This is a genomic window from Streptomyces albiaxialis (assembly GCF_039530985.1).
GTDB classification, from domain to species: domain Bacteria; phylum Actinomycetota; class Actinomycetes; order Streptomycetales; family Streptomycetaceae; genus Streptomyces; species Streptomyces albiaxialis.
The window spans coordinates 1-14,005 of record NZ_BAAAPE010000028.1 but is presented as its reverse complement, the minus strand read 5'-3'; the positions used below and the strand labels follow the sequence as shown (position 1 = coordinate 14,005).

Annotated in this window: 11 protein-coding genes and 1 pseudogene; 4 read left to right on the top strand and 8 right to left on the bottom strand. The window is 74.8% G+C overall.

Annotation, left to right across the window (positions count from 1 at the left end):
- Window positions 1–250: 250 nt before the first annotated feature.
- Together ABD343_RS37290 and ABD343_RS37285 are read right to left on the bottom strand one after the other, a co-directional pair.
- Window positions 251–1,372: a carboxylate-amine ligase gene (locus tag ABD343_RS37290; RefSeq protein WP_344534883.1), complete on the bottom strand. Its 1,122-nt coding sequence runs from the start codon at window positions 1,370–1,372 to the stop codon at window positions 251–253.
- A 115-nt stretch (window positions 1,373–1,487) separates the two neighbouring features.
- Window positions 1,488–2,330 carry an SDR family oxidoreductase gene (locus ABD343_RS37285; RefSeq protein ID WP_344534881.1) on the bottom strand — a complete coding sequence of 281 codons (843 nt, stop codon included), beginning with the start codon at window positions 2,328–2,330 and terminating at the stop codon, window positions 1,488–1,490.
- A 303-nt stretch (window positions 2,331–2,633) separates the two neighbouring features.
- Between ABD343_RS37285 and ABD343_RS37280 the strand changes: the two genes are divergently transcribed.
- Genes ABD343_RS37280 through ABD343_RS37270 form a run of 3 tightly spaced genes read left to right on the top strand, consistent with a single transcriptional unit; the run spans window position 2,634 to window position 5,817 of the window.
- A complete protein-coding gene (locus tag ABD343_RS37280) occupies window positions 2,634–3,488 on the top strand; it encodes a helix-turn-helix domain-containing protein (RefSeq protein ID WP_344534879.1) in 855 nt (284 codons plus the stop codon).
- Window positions 3,485–4,288 carry an SAM-dependent methyltransferase gene (locus tag ABD343_RS37275; RefSeq protein WP_344534877.1) on the top strand — a complete coding sequence of 268 codons (804 nt, stop codon included), beginning with the start codon at window positions 3,485–3,487 and terminating at the stop codon, window positions 4,286–4,288. The genes ABD343_RS37280 and ABD343_RS37275 overlap by 4 nt, the downstream gene beginning before the upstream one ends.
- Window positions 4,285–5,817: a helix-turn-helix domain-containing protein gene (locus ABD343_RS37270; RefSeq protein ID WP_344534876.1), complete on the top strand. Its 1,533-nt coding sequence runs from the start codon at window positions 4,285–4,287 to the stop codon at window positions 5,815–5,817. Before ABD343_RS37275 ends, ABD343_RS37270 begins: the two co-directional genes overlap by 4 nt.
- 51 nt (window positions 5,818–5,868) lie before the next feature.
- On the opposite strand, the gene ABD343_RS37265 is transcribed toward ABD343_RS37270, so the two are convergent.
- The 3 genes from ABD343_RS37265 to ABD343_RS37255 all read right to left on the bottom strand — a co-directional run bounded on the left by ABD343_RS37265 (window position 5,869) and on the right by ABD343_RS37255 (window position 8,464).
- Complete coding sequence (locus ABD343_RS37265) at window positions 5,869–6,594, bottom strand: C39 family peptidase (protein WP_344534875.1); 726 nt, start codon at window positions 6,592–6,594, stop codon at window positions 5,869–5,871.
- A 62-nt stretch (window positions 6,595–6,656) separates the two neighbouring features.
- Window positions 6,657–7,343, bottom strand: coding sequence for a peptidoglycan-binding domain-containing protein (locus ABD343_RS37260; protein WP_344534874.1), 687 nt, complete (start codon window positions 7,341–7,343; stop codon window positions 6,657–6,659).
- A 95-nt stretch (window positions 7,344–7,438) separates the two neighbouring features.
- Window positions 7,439–8,464 (bottom strand): ArsR/SmtB family transcription factor, encoded by a 1,026-nt coding sequence (locus ABD343_RS37255; RefSeq protein WP_344534872.1) that lies wholly within the window; start codon window positions 8,462–8,464, stop codon window positions 7,439–7,441.
- Window positions 8,465–8,635: 171 nt separating this feature from the next.
- Here ABD343_RS37255 and ABD343_RS37250 point away from each other — a divergent pair, with 171 nt between their 5' ends.
- The gene (locus ABD343_RS37250) at window positions 8,636–9,241 is read left to right on the top strand and encodes a DUF6058 family natural product biosynthesis protein (protein WP_344534871.1); all 606 of its coding nucleotides are present in this window, start codon (window positions 8,636–8,638) and stop codon (window positions 9,239–9,241) included.
- A gap of 18 nt (window positions 9,242–9,259) precedes the next feature.
- Here ABD343_RS37250 and ABD343_RS37245 read toward each other — a convergent pair whose 3' ends face one another.
- The 3 genes and pseudogenes from ABD343_RS37245 to ABD343_RS37235 form a co-directional block, all read right to left on the bottom strand.
- Entirely contained in the window at window positions 9,260–9,628 is a 369-nt protein-coding gene (locus tag ABD343_RS37245; protein WP_344534870.1) for a YciI family protein, read from the bottom strand.
- 116 nt (window positions 9,629–9,744) lie between these two features.
- A complete protein-coding gene (locus tag ABD343_RS37240; protein ID WP_344534868.1) occupies window positions 9,745–12,483 on the bottom strand; it encodes an AAA family ATPase in 2,739 nt (912 codons plus the stop codon).
- A 60-nt stretch (window positions 12,484–12,543) separates the two neighbouring features.
- Window positions 12,544–14,005: pseudogene (locus tag ABD343_RS37235) on the bottom strand (hypothetical protein); the annotation flags it as partial.

The window sequence follows — 14,005 nt, the reverse complement described above, 5'->3', positions numbered from 1 at the left end:
TCTTCGCTCTCTGTGAGACGGGTGAGCCGGGTGGGTGGTGGTGCCGGGATTCAGACCGTTCAGGCGTGCGAATGGTTGTGCGTGGGGCGGGAGTTGGGGACGGGAGTGGGGCCGGTGTGGGGGACGGGGCGGGGCTCTATCTCTGGTTAGAGAGGGTGATCAGCCTGTGGACCGACGCCGTGCCGGTCCCCGCGGCCGTAGCGTGAACACGTACCGAGCGAGGGGCCCTCGCCCCCGTGGGGCCTCTCGCTCAGTGCTCGTCCACCCGCCGGTTGGCGGGGGTGGCCGCCTCGATGAGGTGGTCGACCACGCCGGGCAGGCGGGTGCCGCGCCGGTAGGCGGCCCGCTGCCGGTCGGCCCCGTTCCCGCCGAGGCGCAGCCGCGTCCAGGCCCCGCACACCAGGTCCAGGTCCCCGTGCGCGCGCAGCGCGGGCGCGACCCAGTTCAGGAGCCGGTCGAGCCGTACGGCCGTGGGTACGAGCCTGCTGGCGGGCAGGTCGACGCTCTGCCCGGACAGGCCGTCCCTCGCCGCCCGCCAGCAGGCCGCGCGCAGCAGTTCCTGCTGCGGGCGCGGCGCGGGCTCCCCCGCCGCCACGGCGGCGAGCGCGGTCGCCGCCATCGCCTTGACGAGCGCGGCCAGCAGCGTGGCCTCCTCGGCGGTGGCCAGGGCGTCGGGGGCCCGGAACTCCAGGGTCGGCACATGGCTGGAGGGCCGGATGTCCCAGTACACGCCGCCCCGGTCCATGAGCGCCCCGGTCTCGACGAGACGGCCCACGAGTTCCTCGTAGTGCGCGGGGGACTCCAGGTACGGCGGCGGACCCGCGACCGGCCAGCGGGCCAGGGTCATCGTGCGCCAACTGGCGTACCCGGTGTCCGTCGCCTGCCAGTACGGCGAGTTGGCCGACAGCGCGATGAGCGCCGGGATCCAGCAGCGCAGATGGTTGCTGACCCGGAGGGCGCGGGCCGGGTCGGGGATGCCGACGTGGATGTGGCAGCCGCAGGCGGTCTGCTCGTCGTCCAGGGCGCGGAACGTCGCGACGCTCCGCGCGTACCGGGCGCCCTCCGAGATCGGCGGCGGCACGGTCTGGCCCAGGACCGGGGAGCCGCTGGAGACGATGCACAGGCCCCGGCGGGCCGCCGCCCGCGCGACGCCGACCCGCAGGTCGCGGACCTCCTCGCCCAGCTCCCGTACGGCGGTGTGCGGCACGGTGCGCGCCTCGACCTGATAGCGCGTCAGCTCCGGTACGGCGCGGTCCCCGAGCCCGTCCGAGGCGGCCATGGCCGCGACGTCCTGCCCGCGCGGCTCCACACGGCGCGTCACCGGGTCGACGAGCAGGTACTCCTCCTCCAGCCCCACCGTGGGCCCGGTCACGACGGCGCGCCGGCCGTCAGCCGGACCGGAGGTGCCTTCCGCCGCGCCGCGTTCGGCTTCGCCGTCATGCGTCCAGGCTGACACCCGGGGGCGCCGGGCGACACCGGGCGTCCGGTCAGTGCTCCAGGCCGTGGCCGTCCACCGGGCCCTCCACCGGGCCCTCCACCGGGATCACCGCGCCGGAGACGGCGTCCGTGGTGGAGATCCAGTGGACGGCGTGGGCGATGTCCTCCGGCCGGGCGAGGGGGCCGAGAGGGATCTGCTGGGTCAGGACCGCGCGCTCGTCGGCGGTGAGGCGGGCGGTGGCGTGGGCGAGGGGCAGGCCGGGGGCGACGACGTTGGCGGTGATGCCGTGCGAGCCGTAGACCACGGTGAGCCTGCGGGCCAGGTCGAGCAGGGCCGACTTGGACGTGGCGCGGTGGACGGAGTCGCCCTCGGCGGAGCCCGCGACGGCGCCGCCCATGAGGATGATGCGGCCGAACTCGCCCCGCAGCATGCCGTACAGGGACTCCCGTACGACGGACGAGGGAAACGTTCCGTCGTCGCGCAGCAGGGTGTCGCCCGTGCCCGGGTTGGCGACGAGGACCTCGACCGGGCCGTGCCGTTCCTCGACCGCCCGCCAGGTCCCCCGGACCTGGCGGGCGTCGGTCACGTCGCACCGGAGTGCGAGGAACTCCTCGCCGTCGGGCGGCACTCCGCGGTAGGTCGCGGCCACCCGGTCGCCCGCCGCCTGGAGATGGCGCGCGACGGCCAGTCCGATGCCGGTGTCGCCCTCGGTGACCAGGACCGAACGCCGGTGCCGCGGGCCCTCGTCCGTGACGGGCGCCGCCGTGCGGCCCTGGTCACCGAGGGCGTCCCGGACGGTGTCCCCGACCGGGCGCCGGGGAGCCGGGAGGCGGACGGCCCGCCGGCCGCGCGGCGTACGCGGTTCCCGGCCGGGGTCTCGACGGCGCCACACGACAACTCCCCCTTCTCCACTGCCCGCGGGGTGCGCGGAACCCCCGTGCCCGGACGCGTTATCGCAGGTCAGGTGCCAAGGGATCCACACGCCGAGCCGGGCGTGCCGCGCACGCCCGGCAGCCGTACCGACCATCCCCCCGTAACGGTCGGGAACGGCTTGCTCACTTCTGCGTGACGGAACATACTCAACGGGTCGCCCGCAGCGAATGCAAGCAGCAAGGTGTGCATGATCCGCAACCTGCGGACAATGCCGGAGGAGGTCCGGCCAAAGTCGGACGGAAACAGCCAGAGGGAGGTGCGCTTGGCCCGCGAACGGTCCGGCCCGAACTTCGCGCACGTCGTTCTGGCCACGCGGCTGCGGATCCTCCGTAAGGCGGCGGGTCTCTCGCCCCAGCAGGCGGCCGACGCGCTCGGTGCCCACGGGGACACCGTCCGCCGTATCGAGCAGGCCAAGACGTCGCTGGACGCGGGGCAGGTGCACACGCTGCTGACGGCGTACGGCGCGGGGGCAGAGGAGATCGAGGACTTCCTCGGGAAGCTCTCCGCCGCCAGCCTGCCGGGCTGGTGGCACCCGTGGCGCGCCGTCATGGACACCTGGCAGCGGGACCTGATGAGCGTGGAGTCCGCCGCGCGCATCATCCGCATCTGGGAACCGGCCCTCGTACCTGCGCTGTTACGGACCCCGGCGTACGCCCGCGCCCTCGACGAGGCGCTACGGCCGGATCTCGCCCCTGCCGAGATGGAGCAGCGGACCGAGCTGCTGATGGCGCGGCAGGAGCGGTTACGGGCGCAGCGGACCCGTATCTGGGCGCTCATGTCGGCCTCCGCGCTGCACACCCGGGTCGGCGGCGAGGAGGTCATGGCCGAGCAGCGCAAGGTCCTCCGCGCCGAGGCCGAACGGCCCGGGCTCACCTTGCAGATCCACCCCCTGACGGGTCCCCCGCACGCCCTGACCGGCATCCCGGCGCTGACGCTCTACCGGGTCGAGTCGCCGGAGATCCCCGACCGCATGGTGCGGGAGGCGGGGCCCGTCGGCACCGCCGACGTCTGGGACACGGACACGGCGGCGACCACCGTCACCAACTACCGCCTGCTGATGGACTCCTCCAGCACGCGCGCACCCCATCCCGACACGTCGAAAGAGGCTCTCGAATGACCGAGCGGCAATCCCCGGACCAGCCCCACCAGATCGACACGACCGTGGCGCACAGCGCCCGGGTGTGGAACTACTGGCTCGGCGGCAAGGACTTCTTCCCCGCCGACAAGTCCGCGGGCGACGCGTACGCCAGCAAGTACCCGCTGATCACCCAGTTCGCCCAGGAGTCGCGGGACTTCCTGCGGCGCACCGTCAGCTATCTGGCGCGGGACGCCGGGGTCCGGCAGTTCCTCGACCTGGGCGCCGGATTACCGACCAGCAACAACACCCACGAGGTCGCCCAGCGCATCGCCCCCGAGTCCCGCGTGGTGTACGTCGACCACGACCCGCTCGTCCTGCTCCACGTCCACGCGCTGCTCACCAGCACCCCCGAGGGCGCCAGCGCCTACGTCGAGGCGGACATGCGCGACACGGACGCCGTCCTGGAGGGCGCCGCGAAGACGCTGGACATGGACCGCCCGGTCGCCCTCGTGATCAACGACGTGCTGGGGCACATCGTGGACTGGGAGGACGCGCTGTCCCTGGTGCGGCGGCTGACGGACCGGCTGCCCTCGGGCAGCTATCTGTCGCTGAGCCACTCGACGGCCTCGGACGAGGAGCACCGCGCGGTACAGGAGGAGTACAACAGCTCGGGCGCGATCCCGTACATCTTCCGGGAGCCGGAGGTCACGAAGGCGTTCTTCGACGGCCTCGAACTGGTCGAGCCCGGCATGGTGTCGTGGCCCAACTGGCGCCCGGACCCGACCACGGGCCGCACCACCGAGCGTGCGGGGTGGGGCGCGGTCGCACGGATCCCGTGACGAGCGACGCGCGGCGCCGTACGCAGCGCGCGTCCTCCGCGCGGCGTGCGGAGCCGGCGTCCGCCTCCGCCGCGACGGCGCCGTCCCCGGCGGCCCCCGGGGACGGCGGGTTCGGCGTCGTGCGGCGGCTCACGCGGGCGGCGGCCGAGTCCCAGGACGCGCTGCTCGCGGAGGCCGCCGCGCTGGTCGACGGCTGGGCGGCCGTCGTGAACCCCCTGCACGGCACCGTGCACAGCTCCCCGCGCGGCGCGGGCCCCGCCGCCGTGGGCGCCGCCACGCGTCCGCACGCCTACCCGCGGCTGCTCACCCGCCAGGTGGCCGGGGCCGTCCTCGTGCTCGGCCCCGGCGCCACGGCGCACGCCTCGCACTCCGCGCATGTCCCGCACGCCTCGGACCCCGCGGACGCCGCGCTCGTCGCGGACACGGCGGCCGACCTGCTGCGCGTACGTTCGCGGCGCGCGGACGACGCCGAGCAGCGGCTGCACTCGGCGGTACTGCGCCTCCTGCTGCGCGGCCAGCGGCAGTTGGCCGCCGAGCTGCTGGGCGGTACGAGCGCGACGCACGCCACGGTCTACCGGCTGACCGGCGACGCCGTGCGGGCCGCGCACCGGGAGCTGTGGCGCGAGGCACTGCCGGGCGCGGGCACGGGCGCGAGCACGGGCCCCGTACCGGCGCTGGTCTGCCGGTACGGCACGGACGAACTGGTCGTCGTCGCGCTCCACGGGGCGCACGACGAACAGCACGCCATGCTCTCGCTCATGGCCCGCGCCGCCGACCGGCACGAGCTGACCGGCGGCGTGTCCGACCCGGCGCCGCTCGACATGATCGGCACGGCGTGGGCGGAGGCCGGGACCGCGCGCGACAGCGCCGCCGTGGGCTGCCTCACGACGAGCCTGGGCGCTCACGAACTGCTGCACGTCGTCCCCGCGGACCGGCTCGCCGCGTGGTCGGGCGCCGTGCTCATGCCCCTCCACCGCGAGCAGCGCCGGACGCTGGAGGCCTGGCTCAGGGCGGGCTCGGCCCACGCCGCCGCGCCCGTGCTCGGCGTCTCCGAGGGCACGGTCCGCGCCCGGCTGCCCGTGATCGCCTCACTGCTCGCGGCCGACCTGGACCACCCCACCGTGCAGGCCCAGCTCCTGCTGGCCCTGCGCGCACCGGCGGCCCCGTCGGCGCCGACCGTGCGCCCGGCACCCGAACCACCGCTCCCCGCCGGGCTCCTGAGCCCCGAGGAGGCCGCGCGCTGGGCGACCACGCTGCTGTCGCCGCTGGACACGCAGCTCCGGATCGCCGTGCGCTGCTGGCTCCGGCACCGTGGCCGTACGGCGCCCGCGGCGGCCGAACTCGGCGTGCACCGCGAGACGCTGACCGCCTGGCTCGCCAAGTGCGGCCGTCTCCTGGACCTCGATCTGTCCTCGCCCACGGTCAGGGCGGAACTGCATCTCGCGGCGGAGACCCTCGCGACCCCCGACGACGTCCCGGCCAAGCTCCCCAGGAGGGGCGGCAGGACGTATCGGGGGCCGCGGTGGTGACGGCCGCCGAGGGGGATGGCGGCCGCCGGGCCCGGTGAGCCGGCCGGTCGGTCAGGCGGCATAGCCCTTCGGCGGGATCAGGCTGGCCAACTGGTCGAAGGAGAGCCAGTAGATCTGGTTGCCGCCGAAGGAGGCGGGGTCGGCGATGAGGACGGTGCGGTTGGCGTCGTCGTAGCCGATCACCGTGAAGTAGTGGTAGATCGTCTGGTCGCCGGGATAGCCGGGCGGCTGGTTGCCGGGCGGGGCGACGATGTTCGCGACGATCGGGTAGTTGTTGTCGACGTCCTTGACGATGTCGTTCCACAGCAGGTCCTTCTGGGCCTGCGTGGGCGGGTCGTCCGGCATCTCCTTGGTCTCGTACCAGCCGGTGCCGAGGTTGTTGTTGAGGACGCCGGTCACCTGGCCGATGTGGTCCGTGCCGCCCTCGTGGGTGCCGAGCTGCGCGGCGAGGTCCCCCTGGCTGGGCGGCGCGACGCGCGCGGAGAGCGCGATACGGGTGGCGGCGGGACCGCACCAGTAACCGGTCTCCTGGACCTGGTAGTCGACCTTCAGGGTGTGGGCGCTCTTCGTGCGCGCGCCCTCGACGCTCAGCCGGGTCCCCGGCCCGTTCCGCCCGCTGACGACGGCGGTGCCGGACTCCGTACCGCCGCCGAGCACCTGCACGGGGGCCGGGGCGGGGGCGGCGGCCGGCCCGCTGTCCGCCTGGGCGACGGCGGGGGTGACGAGGACACCCGCGGCGGCGACGGCGACGGCCGTCGAGACGAGTCTCTTGCGCATACGGACTCCTGGAGGGGAGGACAAGGGGTGGGGGGAAACTCGTTGTCTGGGGAGCACGCGGGTCAGGGGATCGGCGGGACCGTCGGGCCCTCCTGCGCGAGCAGGTCGCGCGCGAACTGCTCCCACTGGGCGTACCGGTCGGGGTAGGCCGAGACCTGCACGGCCTGGCAGACCTCGCCGGGCGGCATGGTCTCCCAGCCGGCGATCTGGATCAGCCCGGGGTTGCTGCCGAAGTCGGCCACCCCGTAGAAGGACTTCGACGAGGTGGGCACGTCGGTGATCTGCTCGGGCGTGCCCCATCCGGTGCTGGGGCGCTGCTGGAAGATGCCGAGGGAGTCGTGGTCGACGGGCGTGAGGTAGTTGACGAACTTCGACTCCTGCATGGCCGTCATCAGCGCGATGACCTGGCCCTGTTCGGGGATGCCCGCGCCCTTGCCGACGCCGATGACGGTGCGCGCGTTGGCCAGTTCCTCGGGGCCGAGGTCGGCGGCGGTGCGGAAGGTCCGGCGCAGCTCGGCGTCGGAGGCCCGGTCGAGGGCCTTGGCGGTGTCCCTGTCGACGGTGCCGGTACGGGGCAGGCCGTGCCGTTCCTGGAACTTCTTCAGGCCGTGGCCGCCCTCCCGGGCGGACTCCTGCGCGGCCGAGGGGGAGGCGGACGACGCCTGGGCCGTGCCCGGCGCGGCGAGCAGCGTCCCCGCGGCGACGAGCGAGACGGCCAGGACGGCGGGGCGGGTGAGGTGGGTGCGCACGCCAGCTCCTTCGTGGGGGTCGTGGGTGGGGTGCACGACGGCCCGAACAGGCTCCTCGCATGGGCATGACAGAGGCAACGCCCGAAAGCCCAGGCTTACACCGCTCCCCCGCCGCGCTCGCCGCTCCGCAGCAGCGCCCGCCCCTCGGCGGTCGCCAGATGCAGGGCCCGTCCGCCCCGGCGCACCGTCGTGACCAGGCCCGCGGCGCGCAGCACCTTCACGTGCTGGCTCACGGCCGGATGCGTGACCCCCAGCAGCCGGGCCAGCTCCACCGTGGAGGCGCCGGTACGGGCCGCCCGCAGGACCGCGGCGCGGGTGTGCCCGATGAGCTGCCCGAGGGCCCCGCCCCCGTCCGTACGGCCCGGGGCTGCCGGGGCTGCCGGGGCTCCCGGAAGCCCCGGCCGGGACCAGTCCCGCGCGTGGTCGATCGGGTACACCAGCACGGGCGGCAGCGCGCCGTCCGCGAGCGTGATGGGCGTGGGCCAGCAGAAGAACGAGGGCTGGAGCAGGAGCCCCCGCCCGTTCAGCCGCAGGTCGTGCTCGACGGGATAGTCGGCCTCCAGCACCGGGGGCCGCCAGCGGAACCGGGGGCCGAGCCCGGCCAGCAGCCCCTCGACGGCGCCGTCGAGGAGGCCGTGCGCCCGCAGGGCGCGGTCGGCGTCGATGTGCGCGCGCACGCGCGGCCAGAAGGGCGCCAGCACCTGGCGGTGGTACGCGCCCAGCACCTCCCCCAGCCGCCGCAGCGCGGCGCCGTCCCCGTCGGCCAGGGCCGAGGTCCACCCCGGGAGCCGCCGCGAGGCCGCCACCCGCGACAGGTCGGCACGCAGCCGGGGCCGGGGCGTACGGACGAGCGCCTCCACGGCCGCCTGGAGCGACCGGCGCTCGCCGTGCGCGGGCGTCAGGAAGTCCGGCGAGCAGCCGTGCGGCGGCAGGAGGGGCGAGAGGAGGCGGCAGCTCTCCGGCAGCCGGGGCCGCGCCCAGCGGCGCCACTCGCCGAACACCCGCGTACCGTCCGTGCGTTGCAGCGTCTGCACGCTGTTGCTGATCTCCCACAGGTGATCCGGCCCGGCGGCGACCCGCACCCGCGCCAGGTCCTCGGCCGTGAAGTACACCCGCAGCATGGCCCACCTCCTCCGCAGAGGGACAGGCGACCGTCGCGGGGCGACCGCTGTCAAGACCCGTGGGAGGCGGTGGCGGCGCGCTCGGTTCGGCGGGCGCCGAACCGTCCGGTCGGTAGCGTGCCGGTTCCCGCGCGGGAGGTGCCCGCGCCGGTGACACGGGAGGCGGCCCGCATGCCGGACACGGACACGGCCCTGAGGCGGCAGCTCGCGGAGCGGTTCCGCGAGGTCAACGGCGACCATCCGATGACGGACGCCGACGACGCGTACGTCAGCGCACAGTACGCCGTCCTGGAGGACCTGTGCGCGGAGCACGGCCGCGACGCCGACGCGGTCCGCGAGCTGATGCTGGGACACCGGCTCCCGCTCCCGGGCTATCTGCGCTCCGACGGCGCGGAGATGGTGCCGGCCGACCTGTTCGCCCTCGCCGAGGAGGCCGGCGGGGTGGAGCGGCTCGAAGCGTGGTTCACCGCGCACTGGGCCGACCCGGCCGCCGGAAAGGCGGAGTGGAACGCGTACCTCAGCGGGCGGTACGTGTGCCTGCGCTCGGTGACCCCCGCCGCCATCCGGCGCAAGGACCACCTGACGGCCGCGATCGGCGCGGCGGTGGACGAGGCGGACGCGGGTTCGGCCCGCCGACTGGAGCGCCTGCACGCCCTGGTCGACGAACTCGACGCCCTGGTACCGGAGTTCACCGGGTACGACCGCCTCCGCTTCGGCGGCCCCACGTCCCGGGACACCTGCGTCGACGCCCCGCGCGCCCGCTTCCCCCGCCCCTGAGGAGGGCCGGTGTGCCGTTCAGCCCTGCGGCTCTTCCTGCAGCGCACGGACCTCGACCCTGCTCCGCAGCGCGCGCGAGGCCTGCTTGGTCCATTCGAGCGCGACGTCGTCGTTCTCGGCCTCGATGATCCAGAAGCCGCCGAGGTATTCCTTGGCCTCGACGAACGGGCCGGGGGTGACGACGGGGCTGTCGCCGGAGTAGTCCACCGTGGTCGCGGTCGACGGCGGCTGCAGACCGCCGGCGGACACGAACGCGCCCGCCTCCTGGACGGCGGTGTTGAACGCGCCGACCTCGGCCATCAGCTTCTGCAGCTCCGCGGGGTCCATGTCCTCCATCGTCGGCTCGTCGGCGGCGTCGTGGGGAAGGCTCAGAAAGTACTTCGGCATCGTCGTCTCCTCGTCATCGGTGTTGCTCTCGATGACGGAAACGCTATGCGGGGGCTCCCCCACGGCGTATCGGTCATCGTGACCGGTGTCCGGTCACCGATGACTGGCGTCGGCCGTCAGACGAGGCCGGCCAGCTCGGCGCGAGCGGTGACGCCGAGTTTCGGATACGCCTTGTAGAGGTGGTGGCCGACGGTCCGCGGGCTGAGGAAGAGCTGCGCGGCGATCTCCTTGTTCGTGTGACCGGTGGCCGCCAGCCGTACGACCTGCAGCTCCTGCGGGGTCAGCAGGGTGAGCGGGCCGCTGCTCCGGGGCTCGTCGCTCCGCTCGCCGAAGGCGGCCAGCTCGCCGCGCGCCCGCGCGGCCCACAGCTCCGCGCCGATGCCCTCGAACGCGGAGACGGCCGCCGCGAGATGGGCGCGGGCCTCGGTACGGCGGCGCTGGCGGCGCAGCCACTCGCCGTAGACCAGTTGCGTACGGGCACGCTCGTAGGGGCCGCCGTGCCGCTCCTGGAGCCGCAGCGCCTCGGCGTACAGCGCGTCGGCGTCGCCGTCGTCGGCCAGCAGCGCCCGGCAGCGCAGGGCGAGCCCGGCGGCGACCGGGCGGTCGACGGGCTCGGCCCAGTGCCGGAACGCCGCCAGCGGTCCGTGGGCGCGGTCCGGCTCGCCGCCGCGCACGGCGGCCTCCACCAGGTCCGGCACCGCCCGGACCAGCAGGTCGCGGCTCGCGGGTCCCCGGCACACTCCTTCGAGCCGGTCGCACGCCTCGCCGAATCGCCGGGCGGACAGGTCGAGCATGCCGAGCCCCCAGTCCGCGATCTCGGCGTTGACGTGGTGCCGGGCGCGGACCCGGGGGAGCACCTCCTCGGCCAGGGCCCGGCAGCGCGGCTCGTCGCCCGACACGGCGTGCAGCCACACCTCCACCGACCGGTGCGCCAAGTGCTCGGTGGTGTTCCCGAGTTCGGCGCTCACGGACGCGCCCTCCGCCACGCACGCGCGGGCGTCCGCGAACTCGCCGCGGAACATCCGCGCCACGGCGAGCACGTTCAGGGTGTACGGGACCCACCCCAGCGCTCCGGTGGCCCGCACCTCGGCCAGCATGTCCTCCATCCCGGCGACGACGCCGTCGTCGTCCGCGATCATGAGCCCGCCGAACCCGAGCGTGATGCGGTGCATCAGGTCGTTCCCGCCGCCGCGCGGGGCGGTGCGGACGGCGGTACGGAGGGCGCGCATCGGGCCGACGGCCAGCTCCGGGCGCCCGTCGAACAGCTCCGCCCACCCGAGAAGGGCGGCGACAACCGGTGCCCAGTCCTCCGGCGGGGTGAACCCGCGCATCAGCTCCGCCGCACGCTGGAACAGGTCGTGCGCCGCTCCGTGCCGGGCGGCGTGCGCGGCCTCGAACAACGTGAGCGCGGTGCGCTCCGGATCGCTGTCGCGCACCAGCGCGGCGGCCTCGACCGCCAGCTCCGCGTCGGCCCGCGGGGAGGTGCGTTCGTACTCCACGGCACTGCGCGTATAGATGGCGTCGGTCCGGACGCCGGGGTCGGTGGTCAGCGAGAGCGCCTCGGCCGCGAGCCGGGCGGCGCGGTCGGCCTTGCCCGCGTCGAACGCGGCCTGGCTGGCCCGGGCGATACGCCGGGCCTTGCGTTCCCGGTCGGTACTGAGCCGCCCCGCGCGGTCGTAGGCGGCGGACACCGCCATCGCGCCGCCCCGGTGCCAGGCCCGCTCCGCCGCGTCTTCGAGTTCGGCGGCCACCGCCTCGTCGGGGGTGGTCGTGGCGGCGGCGAGGTGCCAGGCCCGGCGGTCCGCTTCGGCCTCCGCGGCCAGCGCGTCGGCGTACGCGCGATGTACCTCGATCCGGCGGTGCAGCGGCGCGTCCTGGTAGGCGGCCGCCCGCACCAGGGGGTGGCGGAACGTGATCCGGCTGTCGATCCGGAGCAGCCGGTCGCGTTCGGCGGGCGCCAGGTCGTCCGGAGCGCCGCCGAGGGCTTCGATCACGTGCAGGATCGTCGCGAGCGGCGCCGCCGTGTCGGCAGCCGCCGCCAGCAGCGCGCGCTGGGTGGGTTCGGGAAGCTCGACGATCTGGCGGCGGAACGCCTCCTGCACGCGGCGGGTCACCGGCAGCGGGCCGACCTGCTCGGCCGGGTCGGGCTCGTCGGCATCGCGTGCCGCGAGCCGCGACGACCCCAGCTCGATGAGCGCCAGGGGGTTGCCGCCGGACTCCGCGAGGACCCGGGCCCGCACCGGTTCGACGAGTTCCGGCGCGTGGTCGTCCAGCACCCGGGCGGCATCGGGCGCGGCGAGGCCGGACAGGTCCACGGCCTCGACGCCCGCGATGTCGAGCGGCGCCGACGTCTCGCGCACCGCGAACAGCATCGCGATCGGGTCGGCCACGAAGCGGCGGGCCGCGAACAACAGCGCTTCCACGGAGCCCTGGTCGAGCCATTGCAGGTCGTCGACCACGCACAGCAGCGGCGCTTCCTCGGCCAGGTCGGCGAGCAGCGACAGGGTGCCGGCGGAGATCAGGAACCGGTTGGCCTCGTCCCCCTCGGCCAGGCCGAAGGCGCACCGCAGCGCCGTGGCCTGCGGAGCGGGCAGGGCGTCCAGCCGGCCCAGGTGCGGGAACAGGAGCTGGTGCAGACCGCCGTACGCCAGCTCGGAGTCGGACTCGACCCCCGCCCCGCGCACCACGCGCATGCCGCCCTCGGCCCCGGCGGCCGCCACCGCGTGGTCGAGGAGGACCGATTTCCCGATGCCCGCCGCGCCCCGCAGCGCCAGCACACCGCTGCGGGCGTCGCGCGCGTCCGTCAGCAGGCGCCGGATCCGCGCCAGCTCGACATCTCTCCCCACCAGCGACATGCGGTCACCTTAGATGATCGGATCGCCGCACAAGACCGACAGGAATCGATCGTCCCGGGCCTAATCGCCCAGGATGCCCTGGACCGTGCCGAGTTCCTTCCACTTGCCGTCGCGGCGTTCGTCGACCCAGACCGGGCGGTCCTGGGCGCGGTGGTTGCGGAACTCGTAGCGGCCGAGGAGCCCGTTCGTGGTGCTGCCCTCCAACTCGGCGCGGAGGGTGCGCTGGACGGCGCCGACGCTCGTTTCGCCCTTGAGTACGGCCGGGAGGCGCTGGGCGAGGACGAGTGTCGCGTCGTACAGCTCGGCCGCGCCTCGGTGCCGCAGCAGCGGCTTGACGTCGGCCGGGACCGCGCACAGCTTGGGCATCCGCTCGCAGTCGGGCTTCTGCGTCTCGTCCCGGTACTGGCGGAAGCGGAGCGAGCCCTCCGGCAGGTCGCGTGCCGCGTCCTCGCCCGTGATGCGCTGCTCCGCCGGATCGCACAGGTCGCCGAGCGCGGGCTCGACCACGGCCAGCCGGTCCTCCTTCTTCAGCGCCTCGACCCAGGTGTCGGAGGAGACCGGGAGCGTGGCGGCCTCGGCCCGCTTGTCGCGCAGGTCCTGCGCGACCGCGTCCGCCTCCATCTCACCGCCCTCGCCGCTCGGTTCGCGGTAGGTGATGCCGCCGTCCTTGAGGCCCGCGGTGGTGCCCTCGCCGTCGTCGATCTCCGTGTCGTCCTCGGCGCCGACGAGCACCCGGGAGACGCCCTTCACCTGCTTCAGGTAGCGCCCCTCCTGCTTGCCCAGCTCGCGGGCCCCGGCGAGGGTCGAGAAGTCGTCGTTGCTGTAGCGCGAGGCGGAACAGGTGTCGAGGGACGCCATCTCCCGGCCGGGGTCGCTCGTGCTCAGGGACAGGTCGAGGTCGCTCGCCGCGCCGACGACCGCGATGGTGCCGTCCGGCAGCGAACTGGCCGTGGTGCCCGAGTAACCGGTCTTGACCGGCACCACCCGCACGGGGAGCTTCTTCTTCTCGTCCTTCGTGGCCTCCTTGAGGGCCGCGCGGACGACGCGGGCCCGCTGCTCGCCGCCGACCTCGGTGCCGGTGGCGTCCTCCTCGTACGCGACGGCGATCGTGTAGCCGTTGTACGGGGGCGTCGGCGAGCCGGTCGAGGAGGTGGGGAGCGGGTGCGGCGCGGGGCGTGGCTCGGGATCGCCGTCTATCTGCGCGACGCCTATGCCGCCGACCAGGACGACCCCGGCGAGCGCGCCGCCGAACAGCACCTTGCCCCGGTTCGGACGCGGCTGGTCGGGGATCGGCGGCGGCGGGTTGATGGGGGCCAGTGCCGGGCGCGGCTGGGGCGCGTACGGGGAGGAGGCGGGGGTCGTGGCCTTCCGCGCCACCGGTGCGGGCTTCTCGTCCGCGTCGGACTTCGCGGCGACCGCCTTGGATTCCGGCTCGGGCTCCTGCTTCGCCGGTTCGGGTTCTGGTGTGCCGTCGATGAGGGCCTGGACGCGGGTGAGGGCCTCGTCGGCGTCGGCGGGCCGG

Excerpts from the sequence above, each read along its gene's own strand:
- ABD343_RS37275 (WP_344534877.1), top strand. The coding sequence starts at position 3,485 with ATGACCGAGCGGCAATCCCCGGACCAGCCCCACCAGATCGACACGACC.
- ABD343_RS37265 (WP_344534875.1), bottom strand. The coding sequence starts at position 6,594 with ATGCGCAAGAGACTCGTCTCGACGGCCGTCGCCGTCGCCGCCGCGGGT.
- ABD343_RS37255 (WP_344534872.1), bottom strand. The coding sequence starts at position 8,464 with ATGCTGCGGGTGTACTTCACGGCCGAGGACCTGGCGCGGGTGCGGGTC.
- ABD343_RS37250 (WP_344534871.1), top strand. The coding sequence starts at position 8,636 with ATGCCGGACACGGACACGGCCCTGAGGCGGCAGCTCGCGGAGCGGTTC.
- ABD343_RS37245 (WP_344534870.1), bottom strand. The coding sequence starts at position 9,628 with ATGCCGAAGTACTTTCTGAGCCTTCCCCACGACGCCGCCGACGAGCCG.
- ABD343_RS37240 (WP_344534868.1), bottom strand. The coding sequence starts at position 12,483 with ATGTCGCTGGTGGGGAGAGATGTCGAGCTGGCGCGGATCCGGCGCCTG.